This window comes from Floccifex sp. (genome assembly GCF_051873495.1).
GTDB lineage: Bacteria > Bacillota_I > Bacilli_A > Erysipelotrichales > Erysipelotrichaceae > Floccifex.
In genome coordinates this window covers 1-15,390 of record NZ_JBJEEX010000023.1, presented here as the reverse complement: position 1 = coordinate 15,390, position 15,390 = coordinate 1, and the positions used below count along the sequence as shown (strand labels likewise).

The 15,390-nt window shown below is 31.7% G+C and carries 20 protein-coding genes and 1 riboswitch; of the genes, 8 read left to right on the top strand and 12 right to left on the bottom strand.

The window, feature by feature from the left end:
• The first annotated feature begins 109 nt into the window (after positions 1-109).
• The 4 genes from ACI313_RS01500 to ACI313_RS01485 are packed head-to-tail and all read left to right on the top strand — an operon-like array spanning position 110 to position 1,763.
• Positions 110-604, top strand: a complete 495-nt coding sequence (locus ACI313_RS01500; RefSeq protein WP_320104418.1) for a GNAT family N-acetyltransferase — start codon at positions 110-112, stop codon at positions 602-604.
• A gap of 1 nt (position 605) precedes the next feature.
• Positions 606-983, top strand: coding sequence for an SdpI family protein (locus ACI313_RS01495; protein ID WP_439755116.1), 378 nt, complete (start codon positions 606-608; stop codon positions 981-983).
• A gap of 9 nt (positions 984-992) precedes the next feature.
• A complete protein-coding gene (locus tag ACI313_RS01490) occupies positions 993-1,193 on the top strand; it encodes a 4Fe-4S binding protein (RefSeq protein WP_320608699.1) in 201 nt (66 codons plus the stop codon).
• A 9-nt stretch (positions 1,194-1,202) separates the two neighbouring features.
• Positions 1,203-1,763: a DUF3267 domain-containing protein gene (locus ACI313_RS01485; protein ID WP_439755115.1), complete on the top strand. Its 561-nt coding sequence runs from the start codon at positions 1,203-1,205 to the stop codon at positions 1,761-1,763.
• A gap of 32 nt (positions 1,764-1,795) precedes the next feature.
• On the opposite strand, the gene ACI313_RS01480 is transcribed toward ACI313_RS01485, so the two are convergent.
• Entirely contained in the window at positions 1,796-3,424 is a 1,629-nt protein-coding gene (locus ACI313_RS01480; protein ID WP_439755114.1) for a SulP family inorganic anion transporter, read from the bottom strand.
• A 162-nt stretch (positions 3,425-3,586) separates the two neighbouring features.
• Between ACI313_RS01480 and ACI313_RS01475 the strand changes: the two genes are divergently transcribed.
• Positions 3,587-3,784 (top strand): hypothetical protein, encoded by a 198-nt coding sequence (locus ACI313_RS01475; RefSeq protein ID WP_439755113.1) that lies wholly within the window; start codon positions 3,587-3,589, stop codon positions 3,782-3,784.
• Positions 3,785-3,840: 56 nt separating this feature from the next.
• On the opposite strand, the gene ACI313_RS01470 is transcribed toward ACI313_RS01475, so the two are convergent.
• From ACI313_RS01470 to ACI313_RS01430, 9 genes are all read right to left on the bottom strand, one after another.
• Positions 3,841-4,491 carry an RDD family protein gene (locus tag ACI313_RS01470; protein WP_439755112.1) on the bottom strand — a complete coding sequence of 217 codons (651 nt, stop codon included), beginning with the start codon at positions 4,489-4,491 and terminating at the stop codon, positions 3,841-3,843.
• 12 nt (positions 4,492-4,503) lie between these two features.
• A complete protein-coding gene (locus ACI313_RS01465) occupies positions 4,504-5,679 on the bottom strand; it encodes a MalY/PatB family protein (RefSeq protein WP_439755111.1) in 1,176 nt (391 codons plus the stop codon).
• Positions 5,680-6,768, bottom strand: a complete 1,089-nt coding sequence (locus ACI313_RS01460; protein WP_439755110.1) for a M24 family metallopeptidase — start codon at positions 6,766-6,768, stop codon at positions 5,680-5,682.
• Positions 6,769-6,817: 49 nt separating this feature from the next.
• Positions 6,818-8,128, bottom strand: a complete 1,311-nt coding sequence (locus tag ACI313_RS01455; protein ID WP_320608705.1) for a PTS sugar transporter subunit IIC — start codon at positions 8,126-8,128, stop codon at positions 6,818-6,820.
• A 35-nt stretch (positions 8,129-8,163) separates the two neighbouring features.
• Positions 8,164-8,496 (bottom strand): PTS sugar transporter subunit IIB, encoded by a 333-nt coding sequence (locus ACI313_RS01450; RefSeq protein ID WP_320104420.1) that lies wholly within the window; start codon positions 8,494-8,496, stop codon positions 8,164-8,166.
• Position 8,497: 1 nt separating this feature from the next.
• The gene (locus ACI313_RS01445) at positions 8,498-8,818 is read right to left on the bottom strand and encodes a PTS lactose/cellobiose transporter subunit IIA (protein ID WP_439755109.1); all 321 of its coding nucleotides are present in this window, start codon (positions 8,816-8,818) and stop codon (positions 8,498-8,500) included.
• Positions 8,811-9,869 carry an aminopeptidase gene (gene ypdE, locus ACI313_RS01440; protein WP_439755108.1) on the bottom strand — a complete coding sequence of 353 codons (1,059 nt, stop codon included), beginning with the start codon at positions 9,867-9,869 and terminating at the stop codon, positions 8,811-8,813. The genes ACI313_RS01445 and ypdE overlap by 8 nt, the downstream gene beginning before the upstream one ends.
• Positions 9,862-11,766: a BglG family transcription antiterminator gene (locus tag ACI313_RS01435; protein WP_439755107.1), complete on the bottom strand. Its 1,905-nt coding sequence runs from the start codon at positions 11,764-11,766 to the stop codon at positions 9,862-9,864. The genes ypdE and ACI313_RS01435 overlap by 8 nt, the downstream gene beginning before the upstream one ends.
• Positions 11,767-11,886: 120 nt before the next feature.
• Positions 11,887-12,867 (bottom strand): D-isomer specific 2-hydroxyacid dehydrogenase family protein, encoded by a 981-nt coding sequence (locus ACI313_RS01430; RefSeq protein WP_439755106.1) that lies wholly within the window; start codon positions 12,865-12,867, stop codon positions 11,887-11,889.
• A gap of 116 nt (positions 12,868-12,983) precedes the next feature.
• Between ACI313_RS01430 and ACI313_RS01425 the strand changes: the two genes are divergently transcribed.
• Complete coding sequence (locus tag ACI313_RS01425) at positions 12,984-13,421, top strand: GNAT family N-acetyltransferase (protein WP_320608710.1); 438 nt, start codon at positions 12,984-12,986, stop codon at positions 13,419-13,421.
• Positions 13,422-13,443: 22 nt separating this feature from the next.
• Positions 13,444-13,538: riboswitch (THF riboswitch) on the top strand.
• Positions 13,539-13,595: 57 nt separating this feature from the next.
• Positions 13,596-14,141: a folate family ECF transporter S component gene (locus ACI313_RS01420; protein WP_320608711.1), complete on the top strand. Its 546-nt coding sequence runs from the start codon at positions 13,596-13,598 to the stop codon at positions 14,139-14,141.
• On the opposite strand, the gene ACI313_RS01415 is transcribed toward ACI313_RS01420, so the two are convergent.
• Complete coding sequence (locus tag ACI313_RS01415; RefSeq protein WP_439755105.1) at positions 14,138-14,398, bottom strand: hypothetical protein; 261 nt, start codon at positions 14,396-14,398, stop codon at positions 14,138-14,140. The genes ACI313_RS01420 and ACI313_RS01415 overlap by 4 nt on opposite strands.
• Positions 14,399-14,403: 5 nt before the next feature.
• Positions 14,404-14,655, bottom strand: a complete 252-nt coding sequence (locus ACI313_RS01410) for a hypothetical protein (RefSeq protein ID WP_320608713.1) — start codon at positions 14,653-14,655, stop codon at positions 14,404-14,406.
• A 161-nt stretch (positions 14,656-14,816) separates the two neighbouring features.
• Between ACI313_RS01410 and nrdG the strand changes: the two genes are divergently transcribed.
• Positions 14,817-15,338, top strand: a complete 522-nt coding sequence (gene nrdG / locus ACI313_RS01405) for an anaerobic ribonucleoside-triphosphate reductase activating protein (protein WP_320608714.1) — start codon at positions 14,817-14,819, stop codon at positions 15,336-15,338.
• The last annotated feature ends 52 nt before the right edge of the window (positions 15,339-15,390 follow it).

Sequence of the window (15,390 nt, the reverse complement as noted above, 5' to 3'; positions counted from 1 at the left end):
AATGAAGCTTCAATTTCTTAAAAATTAGCTTGATTTATATTATCTAATTTTTTTATTAAGTTTTTTTGAATCAATAGAAAATCTATAAAATTCGTTCTAAAATAAAGACATGAACTATCAATTTACTTTAGCTTCTAAAAATGAAATCCAAGCTATCTTCCATTTATATGAACAACGAGTTCAATGGATGGATAACAAAAATATCCAACAATGGAATACAACCTATTACTTAGAAGCCTATCCAATCGATTATTATTACGACCAACAAATTAATAAATGTTTATATGTATTAAAAAACCAAGAAAAGATTAAAGGAGCGGTTTGTTTATTTGAAAACGATGAAAGATGGCCTAATCAAGTAAATGCTTATTATATTCATAATCTAGTGACTGATATAAATGAAAAAGGAGCTGGTAAAGTCATTCTTTCAAATATTGAACAAATGGCAATTCAAAACAATAAACAACGCCTTCGTTTGGATTGTGCTATTGATAACAAGTTTTTAAATCAATACTATGAACGTCTTGGTTATAAAATTGCAGGCACATGCCAAGAAGGATGTTATCAAGGAAATTTAAGAGAAAAAAAATTAGGAAGTGATTAATATGACCGATTGGATTTTGAATACATTTTGTATCGTTGTTATTCCTATAGTCCTAATTTTATGTGGTTTATTTATGTGGAAGTCTTGTCCTAAAAAAATCAATGGATTGATTGGATATCGTACAACTCGTTCCATGATGAATCAAGACACATGGACTTTTGCGAACATGTATTGTGGACAACTTTGGTGGAAAATGGGTTGGTGTATGTTGATAGGAGCCGTAATCATTCAAACCATTACTTATTCTTTCAATCAAAAACTATTTAACATCATCAGTCCCATTATCATGGCTTTAGAATTTGTTGTAATGTTCTGTTCTATTTCCATGACCGAAAAAGCCCTCAAAGAACATTTCACCGAAGATGGAAGACGAAAATAAGGAGATTTTATGGCAATTCAAATAAAAACAGATTTATGTATCGGATGTGGAGAATGTATCAAACATTGTCCTATTCCTGATGAACCTATTACTTTAACTAAAAAATCATTTTTAAGTAAAAAACAAGTCGCAATACTAAATAATGAATCTGAATGCATTGAATGTGAAAACTGCATTCTTCATTGTCCTGTACAAGCGATTTTCTTATAGGGATAGAATATGAAACTTATTTATAAAGGAAAATTTAATGGAAATCCTGATAGTTTACCTCACGGTGAACATAAAGAAGGTGCAGTAAAATTTAAAGAAATTGATGATCCTAAAAAACTTGGATTGATTATGAATGTTCTTTCTATTTTCTTATTAATTTTTCTAGAAGGATTATGTGCTATTAGAAGTGGCATTGTATTCAATGTCTTCGGTGCTCTATTGGCTCTTTTATCGATGTTTCCTCATGAATTTTTACATGCGATTTGTTTTAAAAAAGAAGTCTATTTATATACCAATTGGAAACAAGGAATGTTGTTTGTGATAGGATGTGAAGATATGAGTAAAACAAGATTCATATTTTTATCTTTACTTCCTAATTTTGTCTTTGGCATTATTCCCTTATGCATTTATTTTATCAATCCTCAGTATTCTATTTTAGGAACACTTGGTGTCTTTGCGACAACAATGGGAATTGGTGATTACTATAATGTATTCAATGCCTTAACACAAATGCCAAAGGGTGCTCGAACTTATTTATATAAATTTAATTCGTATTGGTATATACCATAAAAGGTGATAGTCAACTATCACCTTTTAAAACATTAATCTTTTGTGAGTTCTAGCACACGATTAATTGCGGCATCAATATTATCCATGAAATTATCACGACCAATTCGATCTACATATCCAGCTTTTTCTAATGCTTTCATTGGTTGGGCATTCACATGTGATAAAATAAGTGTTACGTTTTTTTCTTTACATTCTTCAAATAAAGATTCAATCGCATTCATTGCTGTAACATCAATAGCTGGTACAGAACGCATTCGTAGTATTAAAGATTTTGTGTATTGTTTCGTTGTGATTTTTCCAATGACATCGGCTGCACCAAAGAACAATGGGCCTTCAATTTCATAGACACGAACACTTTCAGGAAGATTACATAATTCTTCTTCATCGTCATATCGCCATGATCGAACATCGGTTTCATCACTCATTCGTTTCATAAATAATAGACATGCCAACAACATACCGATTTCAATGGCTACAACTAAATCAAATACAATTGTTAGTCCAAAAGTGACAATCAATACAGCTACATCGCTTTTAGGTGCTGTTTTTAATAAATTCACAAATGTTTTCCATCCACACATGTTATAGGCAACCATAAACAAGATAGCCGCAATGCATGGCATTGGAATTAAAGCAGCATAAGGCATAAGTACTACTAAAACAAGAACTAAAACTAAGGCATGAACCATACCAGCAACTGGTGTTCTTCCTCCGTTTTTAATATTGGCAGCTGTTCGAGCAATCGCTCCTGTAGCTGGAATTCCTCCAAATAGACCACTTGCGACGTTTCCTAATCCTTGTCCAATTAATTCCATATTCGAATCGTGTTTTCCATTAATCATTCCATCAGCTACAACACAAGACAATAGTGATTCAATTGCAGCTAAAATCGCAATGGTAAAAGCATCGGATACACTATTGGAAATAATTTCAAAATTAATGGTTGGTAAATGGAAAGATGGTAATTTGTTACTGATTGTATATAAATCACCAATCGTATTCACATTTAAATTTAAGAATTGCACTAAACAAATTCCTACAAGAACAGCAACCAAGGATCCTGGTATTTTTTCAGTAATCTTAGGCATCACAATTAATACCACTAAACAAATCAATCCCACTAATAAAGCTTCTACATTTATAGTATTAAAACCAGCGATAAACGCTTCAAGTTTTTCCATTGTTTCAATCACTGGCATTCCACTTGGATAGACAACTCCAAAGAAATCTTTTAATTGTCCAATGACAATCGTAACCGCAATTCCCGCTGTAAATCCGGTTGTGATGGTAAAAGGAATAAACTTAATCAAGCTTCCTAGTCTACACATTCCCATAATCACTAAAAAGATTCCGGCCATAATCGTAGCAACCACTAAGCCATCAAAACCATTTTTAGCAACAATCCCAGCTACAATGGTCGCAAAAGCGGCCGTAGGACCAGCAATTTGTACTTGGCTTCCTCCAAATGCCGAAATCACAAATCCCGCAACAATGGCTGTATAAATTCCTTGTTCAGGTTTCACTCCACTAGCCAAAGCTAGAGCAATTGATAAAGGCAAAGCAATAATAGCGACAATTACTCCTGCTACTACGTCTTTACAAAATTGTTCTTTTGAATAATGTTTCAATGTTTTAAACAACATTGGTTTCATTTTTTCCATATTCTCTCCTTCAAAGCGTATTTATTATACATAAAAAATTGAAACTGAGTATTGTTTTTTTTACATAACTTTGTATATTAAGCTTATGAATATCATTACTAAATATAGAATCCTTCACTATTTCCATAAAATAATATAATCGATGAAACGAGTGCTATTCGTATGGATTCAATCAATGTGGATGTACTTGTAAAAGATGAATGGTTAATCAAACACAATGATTCTTATTATTTAAATATTTTAGTTTATCAGTGGCGTATGAAATATCGTTATATACAATTGATAGGCATTCTGTTATTAATTATTTTATTTTTCCTATATGCTTTTAAAAATTATGTGTTTTTTAGATATCGATATTAACTAAAAAAGGAGCCCTGGCTCCTTTTGTTCGTATATTTAAATTAGATGCATCAATTCTATTTTCTGTTTTTCTTTTTAATTTTCTTTTTAGCTTGTTTTTCGTCTTCACCAATGACTCTTGTTTTCGCTAAGTAATCATGGATACTTCTTTGGGAAACGGTACCAAATACAAGCATACCCGAAATAATGGTAATAATTCCCCCAATGATTTCTAGATAATATTCCACATAGAAACCTGTTGCCAATGTCAACATTTGTCTAAAATAATTAGATACTACAATGGCTGAGCCTTCCAACAAAAATAATCCAATACCTTGACGAATTAATAATTGTTTAAAAGTAATGTTTCCATAATCTTCATTGTTCACAATTTTAATTTTCATCCAATGTTTTGCCAATGTTTGTCCTGGATATACTTTATATGGAACATAAATATAGTATATAAAGGCAACCACAATACATAAAATACCCGCTATATATGACCAATATTCTGGATATCCCATTCCCGGGAATACATATAGGTCACTAAACATGTCTGAGCTTCCTGTTACTAGGGCAAAGATTAATACGGCTGGAAATCCACAAATAATTCCTCCAATGGCCCAATCTAATACATAGGCAATAGCTCTTTTACTTACAGGAACCTTCACGGGTTCTTTGTCCATCCATTTTGTTAGTTTCATCCAAATCATTTGTAATTGATGCATAAAATCCTCCTATTATTTTGAATATAAATAATCCATCGCTAATTTAAATCTACGTAAACCTTCTTTTAATTTTGATTGTGGACAACCAATATTCATACGTAAATATTTTTTGCCCCCATAGACTTCGCCTTTCATTATACCAATTCCACCGACATTTACTAAAGCATCTTGAATTTGTTCGCTTGTATATGGAACATTGCGAGCATCAATCCATGCCAAGTATGTTCCATCTGGAATCGTAAATTTAAAGTCTGGTAATTCATTTTCGATGAAGTCATGTAAAATGTTCATATTTTCTTTAATGTGTTCATTTAATTGATCCACATAATCATCGCATTGTGTATATCCAATCATTGTGGCATACATTCCAAAAATACTAACAGAATTTAAGAAATCTTTTCTTCTTGTTTGTACTAAGAATTGTTCTCTAATTTCTTTATCTGGAATCATTAAATACGATCCAATTAATCCTGGTGTATTAAATGTTTTACTTGATGAGCTTGCCGTATATAGTTGATCATATTCATTTATATAAGACAATAAAGGAATGTTTTTATGATCTCCTATTTGAACGTCCATATGAATTTCATCGGAAATAATCTTAACTTGGTATTGTCTACAAATACCAACGATTCTATCCATTTCATCTTTTGTCCAGATTCTTCCTGTTGGATTGTGTGGTGAACACAATAATAACAATTGACAAGTTTGTGCTTGTTTTTCAAATTCATCAAAATCAATTTCAAAACGACCATTGCGATCCACTAAACGATTCGCAACTAATTTTCTATCGTTTTCTTGAATTACTGAATAAAAAGAATCATACATTGGTTCAAACGTAAGAACACTATCCCCTGGTTTTGATAATAAGCGAATCAATACCGATACAGAATACATTACCGTTGGACTATATAAAACCCAGTCTTCTTCTAAATCAGTGTCAAATTTTCTTTTATAGTAATTTGTAATAGAGGATTTGAAATCATGGTGATTCCATCTTGTGTATCCATAAATTTGGTGTTGAGATAGTTCTTGTATTTTTTCTGTAATTGGTTTAGGAATAATGAAATCGGTATCTGAAATCGAAAAAGGAATTAAATCTTTTTTATTGAACCGATCTTCAATGTAATCCCATTGTGTACAATACGTTCCTAAGCGATTATGAACTTCATTAAAATCATATTTCATTTATTTTTCCTCCAAAATGATATAATCTTTTGTCGTTTTATTCAATGGAACCCCAACACCATTTTCAATTAAAACATCGTCTTCAATGCGAATTCCACCTACTCCTGGTACATAAACACCTGGTTCGCATGACATCATCATACGATTTTTTAAAATGGTTTTACTTTGAGAATTTAAAGTTGGACCTTCTCCATCTTCACCAATTCCTAATCCATGTCCAAGTCCATGATTAAAATATTCACCATATCCTGCTTGTTCAATGACGGCTCTAGCAGCTGCATCCACATCACTGGCAACTGCTCCTTCTTTAATGGCGGCTAATCCAGCTAATTGTGCTTTTAATACTACGTCATAGATTTCTTTAATTTTGGGTTCTGGTTCTCCAATAAAACAAATACGCGTCATATCGGATTGATAGTTATTATATTGAATCCCAAAGTCAATCATGATAGGCTCATGGGCTTTTACTTTTCTTTGTGTAGGTCTTCCATGTGGTAAAGCCGTTCTTTCACCCGTTGCGATAATAGTATCAAATGACATTTGTTGGGCCCCTGCTTTAATAGAATAATATTGTACTAAGGCACTAATTTCATATTCTGTCATTCCCACATGAATGTGTTGAATGACTTCTTGATAGATTTCATCGGTAATGGCAATCGCCTCTTTCATTGCTTCAATTTCTTCGTCTTCTTTTAAGATTCTTAAATTGGCAATTTCACTATCTAATAAATGAATATCAAATCCCAATGCTTTAATTTGTTCATATTCTTTCGCTAAAATTTGATACGCTTCTACCCCTAAACTCTTACAACCTTTTTCTTTTAAAATTGATTCAACGGTCGCTAAATAGTTACGACCTGTTAAATGAGGATTATGTAAAATGATTTCTAGGTCGTGTTCTCTTTCTTTTGCTTCAGTAATATAGCGACCATCTACAATTAAGTAACCTTTTTCTTTTGTGATCAATACTTGGCATCCACTTCCTGTCATTGTATTCATCCATTTTTTAACGGTTTTACTTTTAATTAATAGGGCGTCTATATTTTCTTCTTTTAAAAATGCTTGGATTTTTTCAATTCTTTTTGCCATAATTTTCACCTCTTTAAAGAAAGGCAAGCCGAAGCTTGCCTTTTAAATATTAGAAGTCTAAGTCTAAATCTTCTAAGATAGCTGCATCTTCTGCGCTGATGTCAGCACTTGTATCATTAGCACCATAAGTTTTTTCATAAATTTTAACAAATGGATACCATAAAATAATAGATAAAATTAATTGTACAGCATTTACTGGAATAGACATGACGTCTAAGTTAGTTAAGAATCCTTCTAGGAATACTCCTACATATGGTGGAGTGAATGTTGAACATTTCATGATTCCGAAATATTGAGCCCATCCACCTAATGAACCAATAATACCACCACCAATTACGAATGGGATGAAGAATAATGGGTTCAATACGATTGGAGCACCAAATAAGATTGGTTCATTGATACCAAATAATGCTGGGATTAAGGCAACACGTCCAATTTGTTTTAACGCTTTATTCTTACTCATAAAGCACCAGAATACACATCCAATTGTAACACCTGTTCCAGTGAAGTTACCGAATGCTGATTCAGGACCTGGACAGTAGAAGTGCATTGCAGTTCCACCAGCTTGTACAGCAGCGATATTTTCAGCCAAGAATTGAGTTGAAATTGGGCTAGTAATTGGACTCAATACTGATGGGTGAATACCGAAGAAGAATAATAACGCTTGTAACATCTTCAAGAATGTATATGCGATTGGGTTGTCCATAGAACCTACTAATGGAGCAAAAATATTCGTGAAGATTAGAGGTGGCATTGTATGGAAAACATTTACACAAACAATACGTACAATTAAGAAGAAACCAATAACAATAACTGAAATAGGAATCATTTCGAATGAACGAGAAACGAAATCAGGTACTGAGTCTGGCATTTTAATTGTAAAGTTTTTCTTTTTACACCAACGGAATAATTCAACAGCAATAATAGCCGCAAACATAGCAGCGAATAAACCTTTAGGACCGAAGAAAGTTTTGCTGATTCCTCCATCTTCAGTGTATTCAACAACCATCATTAAGAAGGCGATGATTCCCATAGTCATTGAACCTGGAACGTCTTGTTTATATGAAGTTGCTAAGTGGTATGAAATAATTGCTGTAACGTAAAGTGACATTAAAGCCATACCTACGTTATATGGAATATAGATTATGTCTAAGTTATTTAAAATCCATTGAGAAATAACATTGTTTTCCCCAATCATGTTTGGAATTGCTTCTGGAATCAAACAGAAACTACCAACAATTAATAATGGTGTCATGGCAACCATTGCTTTTTTAACGGCACTTAAGTGAACTTCTTTGTCCATTTTGTTAGCAATAGGTGTCAAGTATTTTTGCATAAATGCTTCAAATTTATCGAACATCTTTAATACTTTCCTCTCTTTTAATACTCAATTTTTTATTTGTTTAAATCAGCTTTTTTACGAGCAACTAATACTTGTTTCATAACTGTTGCTCCATCCATTTTTCCATATGTTTCTTGGTTAACAATTACATAAGGAATTTTATATGGATCAATAATTGGTTTAATGTAGTCTAATTTGTGAGCAATTTGTGGTCCAATAACAAGGCAGTCACAGTTTTCAACTTCACTTGATAATAGATCAACAGGAATTGCTTTAAAACTAAAATCAGCGTCGTTTAGTTTTGCGCTCTTTTTAACAACATCTTGCATACTTCCCATTAACATTGTTGTTGAAAGCCCACCAGCACAACATAGAATAATTCTCATCTTACTTTTCCTCCTTTGCTTCAAATACATTTATTAATTCCTCAATTAGATCTCTCGCTAATTGAGAAGTCATATAATGGTCTTGTGCATGAACCATTAATAACCCAATTTCCGGTTTATCCTCACTGCCATTTAATTCAGCTTGGATTAATTCAGTTTGAACTTTATGAGCTTCTAAATCTGCTTTGCGTGCTTCATCAAGCAATTTTCGAGCTTCATCGTATTCTCCTGTTTTTACTTTCTTTAAGGCATCAAAAGCCAAAGCTTTACTTTGCCCAGCCGAAGAAATCATCCCTAAGATAATTTGTTCTGTTTTAGTCATTTCTACATCCTCCTAAAAAATCTATAAATGAAAAATATTTTTCATATGTTAAGTCCAAAGCAAGATTTTTAACTAATTGAATTAAGTTATCTAAATCATCGCTATGAACAAATGAATAAGATCCATGGCAATAACGAAGAGGAATCCCTAAAACCAAGGCCAATCTTCCACCTCTTTCAAGATGAGAATTTCCACCATCGGTTCCTCCCCCACCAAACATATCACTTTGATATGGAATGTTTGATGTATTTGCCAATTCCTTAACATATTGTAATAACTTTATATTCGGTGATAACGTTTTATCGTAATGAACAATCATAGGTCCTTTTCCGATTAAACGATGATTTGTATAGTTTTTAACTAATTCTGGATTGTTGGCAACATCTAAAGCAAATACAACATCTGGCTCAATCACATGTGATGCGATTTTTCCTCCACGTACACCAACTTCCTCACTACTTGTTCCCACAAAATAAAGGTCGTTTTCAACCTCTTTTGGTAGTTGTTTCATCGCTTCAATCATGCAATAACAACCAGAGCGATCATCCATCGCCTTACCAGCATAGACTTTATCTTGTAGTTGTCTTGCCTGTGAAGCAAAACATACCATATCACCAATATCGATTCCTAAGTCTTTTACTTCTTGACAAGTATCTACGCCAATATCGACATACATGTCTTTGACATTTCCTTTGTCGTCTTTAGTAACATTTAGTAGTCCTTCAATTTTTCTTCCGTCTTTGGTTTTAATTCTTACCATCTGCATTTCTTTGCTTTTGGCTTGAACCCCACCAATTGCTGTTAAATAAAGGAAACCAATATCAGAGATATGACGAACCATGAATCCCACTTCATCGATGTGAGCACAAAACATAATTTTTAATGGTTTTTCACTTGTTCCTTTTTTATGAAAAATAATGCTTCCTAATTTATCGCAATATACTTCATCACAATAAGGAGCACATTCACGATATAGGATTTTTCGTACTTCATCTTCATTAGATGCGATACTATCGGCATTGCTTAATTCTATTAATAATTCACTATTCATTTGTTCCCCTTCCTATCAATTTCATGACACTCATCATTTCTTCAAATGAATTCACATTGACCATCATATTTACATATGCCGGATTCTGCATGAGTAAATATAATTTCTGGGTAATTACTTTATACATTTCAACTTGGTCTTTCTTTAAACAAATCATAAATACAATTTTGACTTCTTTGTCATTTTGTATAAATGGTTCTTTTAAGATAGCCACCGAAATTATACTTTTATTGGCATCAGTTTCAATTGGATGGGGAATACAAACCCCATTCATATAAATCGTACTCACATACGATTCTCTTTCTAAGACAAGATTTGTGAAACCTGGTTGTCCATATCCTTTTTCTTCTAATTCATGTCCTAATTTCTTTAATAGCGTTTCATAGTCATTTGCTTCTACAAACTTAAAGAATTCTTTGGAATAGAAGGAGTTATACATAGGATGTTCATTAATTAAGATATATGGATCGTATTCTTCACATTGTAGAATTTGTTTGATTTTCACTAAGTCTTTATCATCTAATAATTCTTTGATGTAAATAACGGGTGCTTTTATCTCAATGGATAAAGGAATTACAGTAAAAATCAAATCAGGTTCAAAGGCTTTTAATTCATCTTGTTGAATATAAGAATACGTTTGGACTTGTGCTTTAGGGAATAAAGACTCAATTTGAATCTTTATCATATAAGCTGAGCCACCACCTGATGAACAAACAATTCCAATGCGATTATACGACATCAATTTTCCTAATTTTTCTTTTTCCATGTGGGTTGCGAAGTGCATTGCCACAAAACCAATTTCATCAAATGTCACTTCTACATCATATTTTTCATGTACCATGTTACAAAATTGAATCGCAATATTAAACATCATAGGATAGGTGATATTTAATTCATTTGCTAATGGATTTTGATATGAAATTTTATTGTGTAGGCGATCAATTAATAATGAAACATGCGCTAACAACATTTTTTTGAAATCTTCATCAGAAGAAAAATTTGAATCATAGATTTCATCAATGTTTTTGATAAACAATTCAATATCTTCTTCTAAGTTTTCACTTTCAATAAGATTTCCTGTTTCTCTTTTAATGTTTTTATTTAATATATTGATAACATCTTTAATGCTTTCTAAGTTAAAGAACACATGGTATTTCTTTTCTAAAGCTGAAATTAGAAATTCCGCAACGCGATGAATCGAATCCATTTGATTAAATCCAAATTCATCTTTTTGTTCTTTCTTAACATAAGATGTATAAACAATCACTTTCAGGTATTCAATCACATTTAATAACTCATTGTAATTGATGGTTAATCCTTCCTTATTTAATTGTTTTACCAAAGTTTGTTCCACATCATCAAAATCACATACCACTTCATTTACAGCACTTTGAATAAAAACATTTTCATTTAAATACGCTTCTACTAAGTATTTCTTTAAATATGTCATTTCATATTGTAAGCGAATACCATAGTGCGCTCTTTTTTCTAATTCAAAGTGATAACTATTGGCTAGTTTTTCCACATCCTTCATGTCATGTTTGATCAAGGCATTGGATACTTGGAATGTCTGGGCAATAGAATCAATGGATACATAATTGTTTTGAATAGCTAAATAAGCCAATATGTGGGATGGTCTTTCTTTCACATGAAAGCTGACTCCACTATTTAAATCATCAAGAAAATCATTGAATAAATTTTCATTGGTGATTTCTAATAAATATCCAGCTCCTCGTTTGGTATGTAGTTGAAATCCTTTACGAGAAGAAATGCGCATTAAATAAGAGAGATCATTTTGAATTGTACGCTTTGATACTTCAAATTTATTTATAAAGTAATCCAAGGAAAGATAGTTCTTTTCTTCCACGAAACACTTCATAATGGAATACAATCTCATGATTCTTCTCCTTTCCGCGCTAAAAATAGGATATTTCTTTGGCTAGTCTAATTATATATAGTTTTTTTTACACACAAAAGGTAAACGCTTACATTTGAAAGTGCAATAAGTTACCTAATGTTATACCAATTGCCATGGATTTTCTTGTCCTTCAATAGTTTTTATGGCATTTGTTATAGAATACTCAACCATATCACTTACTGCTTGATGTGTGAAAAAAGCGGTATGTGGTGTCAACATCACATTTGGAAAAGATTTTAAAATTAATAATTCACGATTATCTAAAATCTTATTTTTTAAGTCTTTATAATAAAGATGATGTTCATTTTCCACAACATCTAAAGCTGCATATCCAATGCGGCCTTCTTCAATGGCTTCAATTAAGGCAATTGTATCAATTAACCGTCCTCGTGCCGTATTTACGATGATAACATCCTTTTTCATCTTTTGTAAAGCTTCTTTGTTAAGCATATGATAGGTTTGTTCCAAAGCAGGGGCATGTAACGTAATAATATTAGCTTGTTCATACAATGTGTCTAAATCGACATATTCTGCGTATTTTTTTACATTTTCGTTTGGGTATAAATCATACGCAACAATTTTACAATTGAATCCACTTAATAAACGAATCACTTCTTGACCAATTTTACCGGTTCCAATCACACCTACTGTTAAGTCTTTTAATTCTCTTCCACGAATGTGTTCTAAGCTAAAGTCTTGACTTGAAAAACGTTCTAAGATTAGCTTCATATTACGAAGTGACATTAAAATCATCATAACCGTATATTCCGCAACACTTGAATATGTATAGCTTACATTTCCGGCATGCATTCCATATTTTTTACATGCATCTAAATCAATGTGATCGAATCCAATTGTGCGAGTGGAAATATATTGAACTCCATGTTTCTTTAATTCACATACAATGGCTTCATCTACTTTTGTTGTCATAATACTAACCGCCTGGGCTCCTTGACATAAAGAAACTGTTTCAAGGGTTAATGGTTCTTTGGTTTTTACTAAATCGATTTCATATTTTTGAGCATATGTATCAATTAATTCATTTTCATCTTCTCTTACACTATAAAAAATAATCTTCATACTCTATTCCTCCTGCTTTGTAGTATAAGAAATTGTAAACGTATACAAAAGGAAAGAAATTGGATAATAAAATGTAAAAAAATACCTTAATTAAGTAATTATGGTATAGTTAAGAAATGAAAACAATTGTGAAACATTTTAATGAACTATCAAATATTGAATTATATGAAATTCTAAAAGTAAGATGTTCTGTCTTTGTATTAGAACAAACTTGTTTGTATCCTGAATTAGATGACAAAGATCAAGAAGCTTATCATGTCTTTATTGAAGAAGACAATGAAATCAAAGCGTATTTAAGAGTATTAGATAAAGGAGTTTCTTTTGAAGAGGTATCCATTGGAAGAGTCCTAACAACACAGCGTAATAAAGGATATGGAAATATAATTTTAGAAAAAGGAATTCAAGTAGCCAAAGAAAAATTCAATGCCAAGGCAATTCGTATTGAAGCACAGACCTATGCGAAAGGATATTATGAAAAGTTTGGCTTCAAACAAGTTTCGGATGAATTTTTAGAAGATGGAATTCCTCATATTGAAATGTTGTATATTAAATAAGAGAATAGTATAATAACCGTGTTACAGAGTAGATATGTATGCGTATAGTGCCAATTGAACAGGGAGTTGTCAATGGACGAAAGCGAAAGCGCGATATACATATCGATTCCCACTGTTGCAGGAAAAAATATAAACCTCTTTTTTCCAGGCAATAATGGAAAAGGAGGTTTTTTTATGTTGAAATCTGTACAAACAATCAAAGACAGCTGTAAAGAATTAAAACAAGTATCTTCCCTTACTGGAACGGCTCTTCTTACAGCTCTTAAAGCCATTCTAGCGCAATTCACAATTCCCGTTTCAAACATCTTTGAAATTGGTTTTACCCAAGTGGTTGTAGGAGTTTGTGGATTGTATTATGGACCAGTTTTAAGTGGATTAGCCGGTATTTTGATGGACAACATCGAATATTTACTAAGACCATCGGGTCCTTACTTCCCAGGCTTTGCCCTCAATGAATTTATGACGGGTTTTCTATATGGTTTATTTTTCTATAAACAAGAAAACATTAGTTGGAAACGTGTATTATGTGCTCAATTATCAGTTACATGTGTAAATAACTTATTTTTAACACCATTGTGGTTATCTATATTATATGGTAAAGCTTTCCATGTTTTATGGATGAGTCGCTTAACAATTCAGTTTATTCGTTTCCCAATTGATTTTGCACTACTTTATATCGTAATTCGTACCGTAACTAAAATACGTAAACCAAGGGTCTAATCTTCTTGACTAGACCCTTTTTTAAATAATATTCCTTTTTTCCATAGTTGATATACAAATTCCAATGCCGTACAAATAATCAATAAAATTGATGTAACACTAATTATAATAAACCAATCTTTATTTGACAAATACGTAACATCACTAATCATAAGATAATATATTACCCAAGTCACAAATACAACAAGAAGCCAAGCGCTTCTTTTCAAAGTTGCCTTAACACATTCTTCTATTATTTCTTTTTTATTATTGTTCATAAGTCTTACTCTTTTTTTAAGATTAATCCCTTTTTCCTTAGTTCATTTATAAATTCTATAAAAATAAATAGAATTACTACAAAAATAGATGCACCAGCCACAAAGCCTATACTTTTCTTTTCTACTCCAGGAGATGGATTCTGTCTTCCCAAAATGTTAATCACAATTAAAACTAAGATTACTAATGAAGTTGGTAAACGTTTACGCAAAGCTGTAATAAAACATTCTTTTATTATTTCATTTCTATTATTTTTCATAAGCTTCGACTCCTTTCTGGTTTACTTTTATCTATTTAAATTATAGAAACAATTTTAGTTTAAAACAATTCTACTTTAACCTATTTATATTTGATATAATTTAATAGTGGATATAGGTTAAATTACTTTCTAATTATTCAATCCTAATCTATAATATCAATATGAATTATGGAAATATAAAATACTATGACATTGCCAATGGGCAAGGTGTTCGTACAACTTTATTTGTATCTGGTTGCACAAATCATTGTTTCGATTGTTTTCAACCTGAAACATGGGATTTTAATTATGGAAAACCTTTTACCGATGAAGTTGAAAATCAAATTATTGAATCTTTAAAACCAAGTTATATTAAAGGATTTACTTGTTTAGGAGGAGAACCATTTGAGTTTGAGAATCAAAGACGTTTGGTTTCTTTATTCAAACATATTAAAGAAGTTTATCCTAATAAAACGATTTGGTGTTTTACAGGTTTTATTTTAGATCAAGATTTATTAGATGGAGGAAGAAGACATTGTGAAGTCACGGATGAAATGTTGTCTTATATTGATGTATTAGTTGATGGACCATTTCAAAAGGATAAATACAATATTCAATTGGCTTTTAGAGGAAGTGAAAACCAACGTATTATCGATCTAAAGGCTTCTTTAGAAAAACAAGAGGTTATTTTATACATGGAATAAAAGAGGATATAACAGTTAAGTGATTTGTCACTTGAAAAGAGTTATATCCTCT

What these genes read in the sequence shown, in the direction of transcription:
- ACI313_RS01410 (WP_320608713.1), bottom strand. Translation starts at nt 14,655, where the DNA reads ATGAAAAATAATAGAAATGAAATAATAAAAGAATGTTTTATTACAGCT.
- ACI313_RS01450 (WP_320104420.1), bottom strand. Translation starts at nt 8,496, where the DNA reads ATGAGAATTATTCTATGTTGTGCTGGTGGGCTTTCAACAACAATGTTA.
- ACI313_RS01480 (WP_439755114.1), bottom strand. Translation starts at nt 3,424, where the DNA reads ATGGAAAAAATGAAACCAATGTTGTTTAAAACATTGAAACATTATTCA.
- ACI313_RS01470 (WP_439755112.1), bottom strand. Translation starts at nt 4,491, where the DNA reads ATGCATCAATTACAAATGATTTGGATGAAACTAACAAAATGGATGGAC.
- ACI313_RS01445 (WP_439755109.1), bottom strand. Translation starts at nt 8,818, where the DNA reads ATGACTAAAACAGAACAAATTATCTTAGGGATGATTTCTTCGGCTGGG.
- ACI313_RS01500 (WP_320104418.1), top strand. Translation starts at nt 110, where the DNA reads ATGAACTATCAATTTACTTTAGCTTCTAAAAATGAAATCCAAGCTATC.
- ACI313_RS01430 (WP_439755106.1), bottom strand. Translation starts at nt 12,867, where the DNA reads ATGAAGATTATTTTTTATAGTGTAAGAGAAGATGAAAATGAATTAATT.
- ACI313_RS01460 (WP_439755110.1), bottom strand. Translation starts at nt 6,768, where the DNA reads ATGGCAAAAAGAATTGAAAAAATCCAAGCATTTTTAAAAGAAGAAAAT.
- ypdE (WP_439755108.1), bottom strand. Translation starts at nt 9,869, where the DNA reads ATGAATAGTGAATTATTAATAGAATTAAGCAATGCCGATAGTATCGCA.
- ACI313_RS01490 (WP_320608699.1), top strand. Translation starts at nt 993, where the DNA reads ATGGCAATTCAAATAAAAACAGATTTATGTATCGGATGTGGAGAATGT.
- ACI313_RS01495 (WP_439755116.1), top strand. Translation starts at nt 606, where the DNA reads ATGACCGATTGGATTTTGAATACATTTTGTATCGTTGTTATTCCTATA.
- ACI313_RS01465 (WP_439755111.1), bottom strand. Translation starts at nt 5,679, where the DNA reads ATGAAATATGATTTTAATGAAGTTCATAATCGCTTAGGAACGTATTGT.
- ACI313_RS01455 (WP_320608705.1), bottom strand. Translation starts at nt 8,128, where the DNA reads ATGTTCGATAAATTTGAAGCATTTATGCAAAAATACTTGACACCTATT.
- ACI313_RS01485 (WP_439755115.1), top strand. Translation starts at nt 1,203, where the DNA reads ATGAAACTTATTTATAAAGGAAAATTTAATGGAAATCCTGATAGTTTA.
- ACI313_RS01475 (WP_439755113.1), top strand. Translation starts at nt 3,587, where the DNA reads ATGGATTCAATCAATGTGGATGTACTTGTAAAAGATGAATGGTTAATC.
- ACI313_RS01435 (WP_439755107.1), bottom strand. Translation starts at nt 11,766, where the DNA reads ATGAGATTGTATTCCATTATGAAGTGTTTCGTGGAAGAAAAGAACTAT.
- nrdG (WP_320608714.1), top strand. Translation starts at nt 14,817, where the DNA reads ATGAATTATGGAAATATAAAATACTATGACATTGCCAATGGGCAAGGT.
- ACI313_RS01425 (WP_320608710.1), top strand. Translation starts at nt 12,984, where the DNA reads ATGAAAACAATTGTGAAACATTTTAATGAACTATCAAATATTGAATTA.
- ACI313_RS01415 (WP_439755105.1), bottom strand. Translation starts at nt 14,398, where the DNA reads ATGAACAATAATAAAAAAGAAATAATAGAAGAATGTGTTAAGGCAACT.
- ACI313_RS01420 (WP_320608711.1), top strand. Translation starts at nt 13,596, where the DNA reads ATGTTGAAATCTGTACAAACAATCAAAGACAGCTGTAAAGAATTAAAA.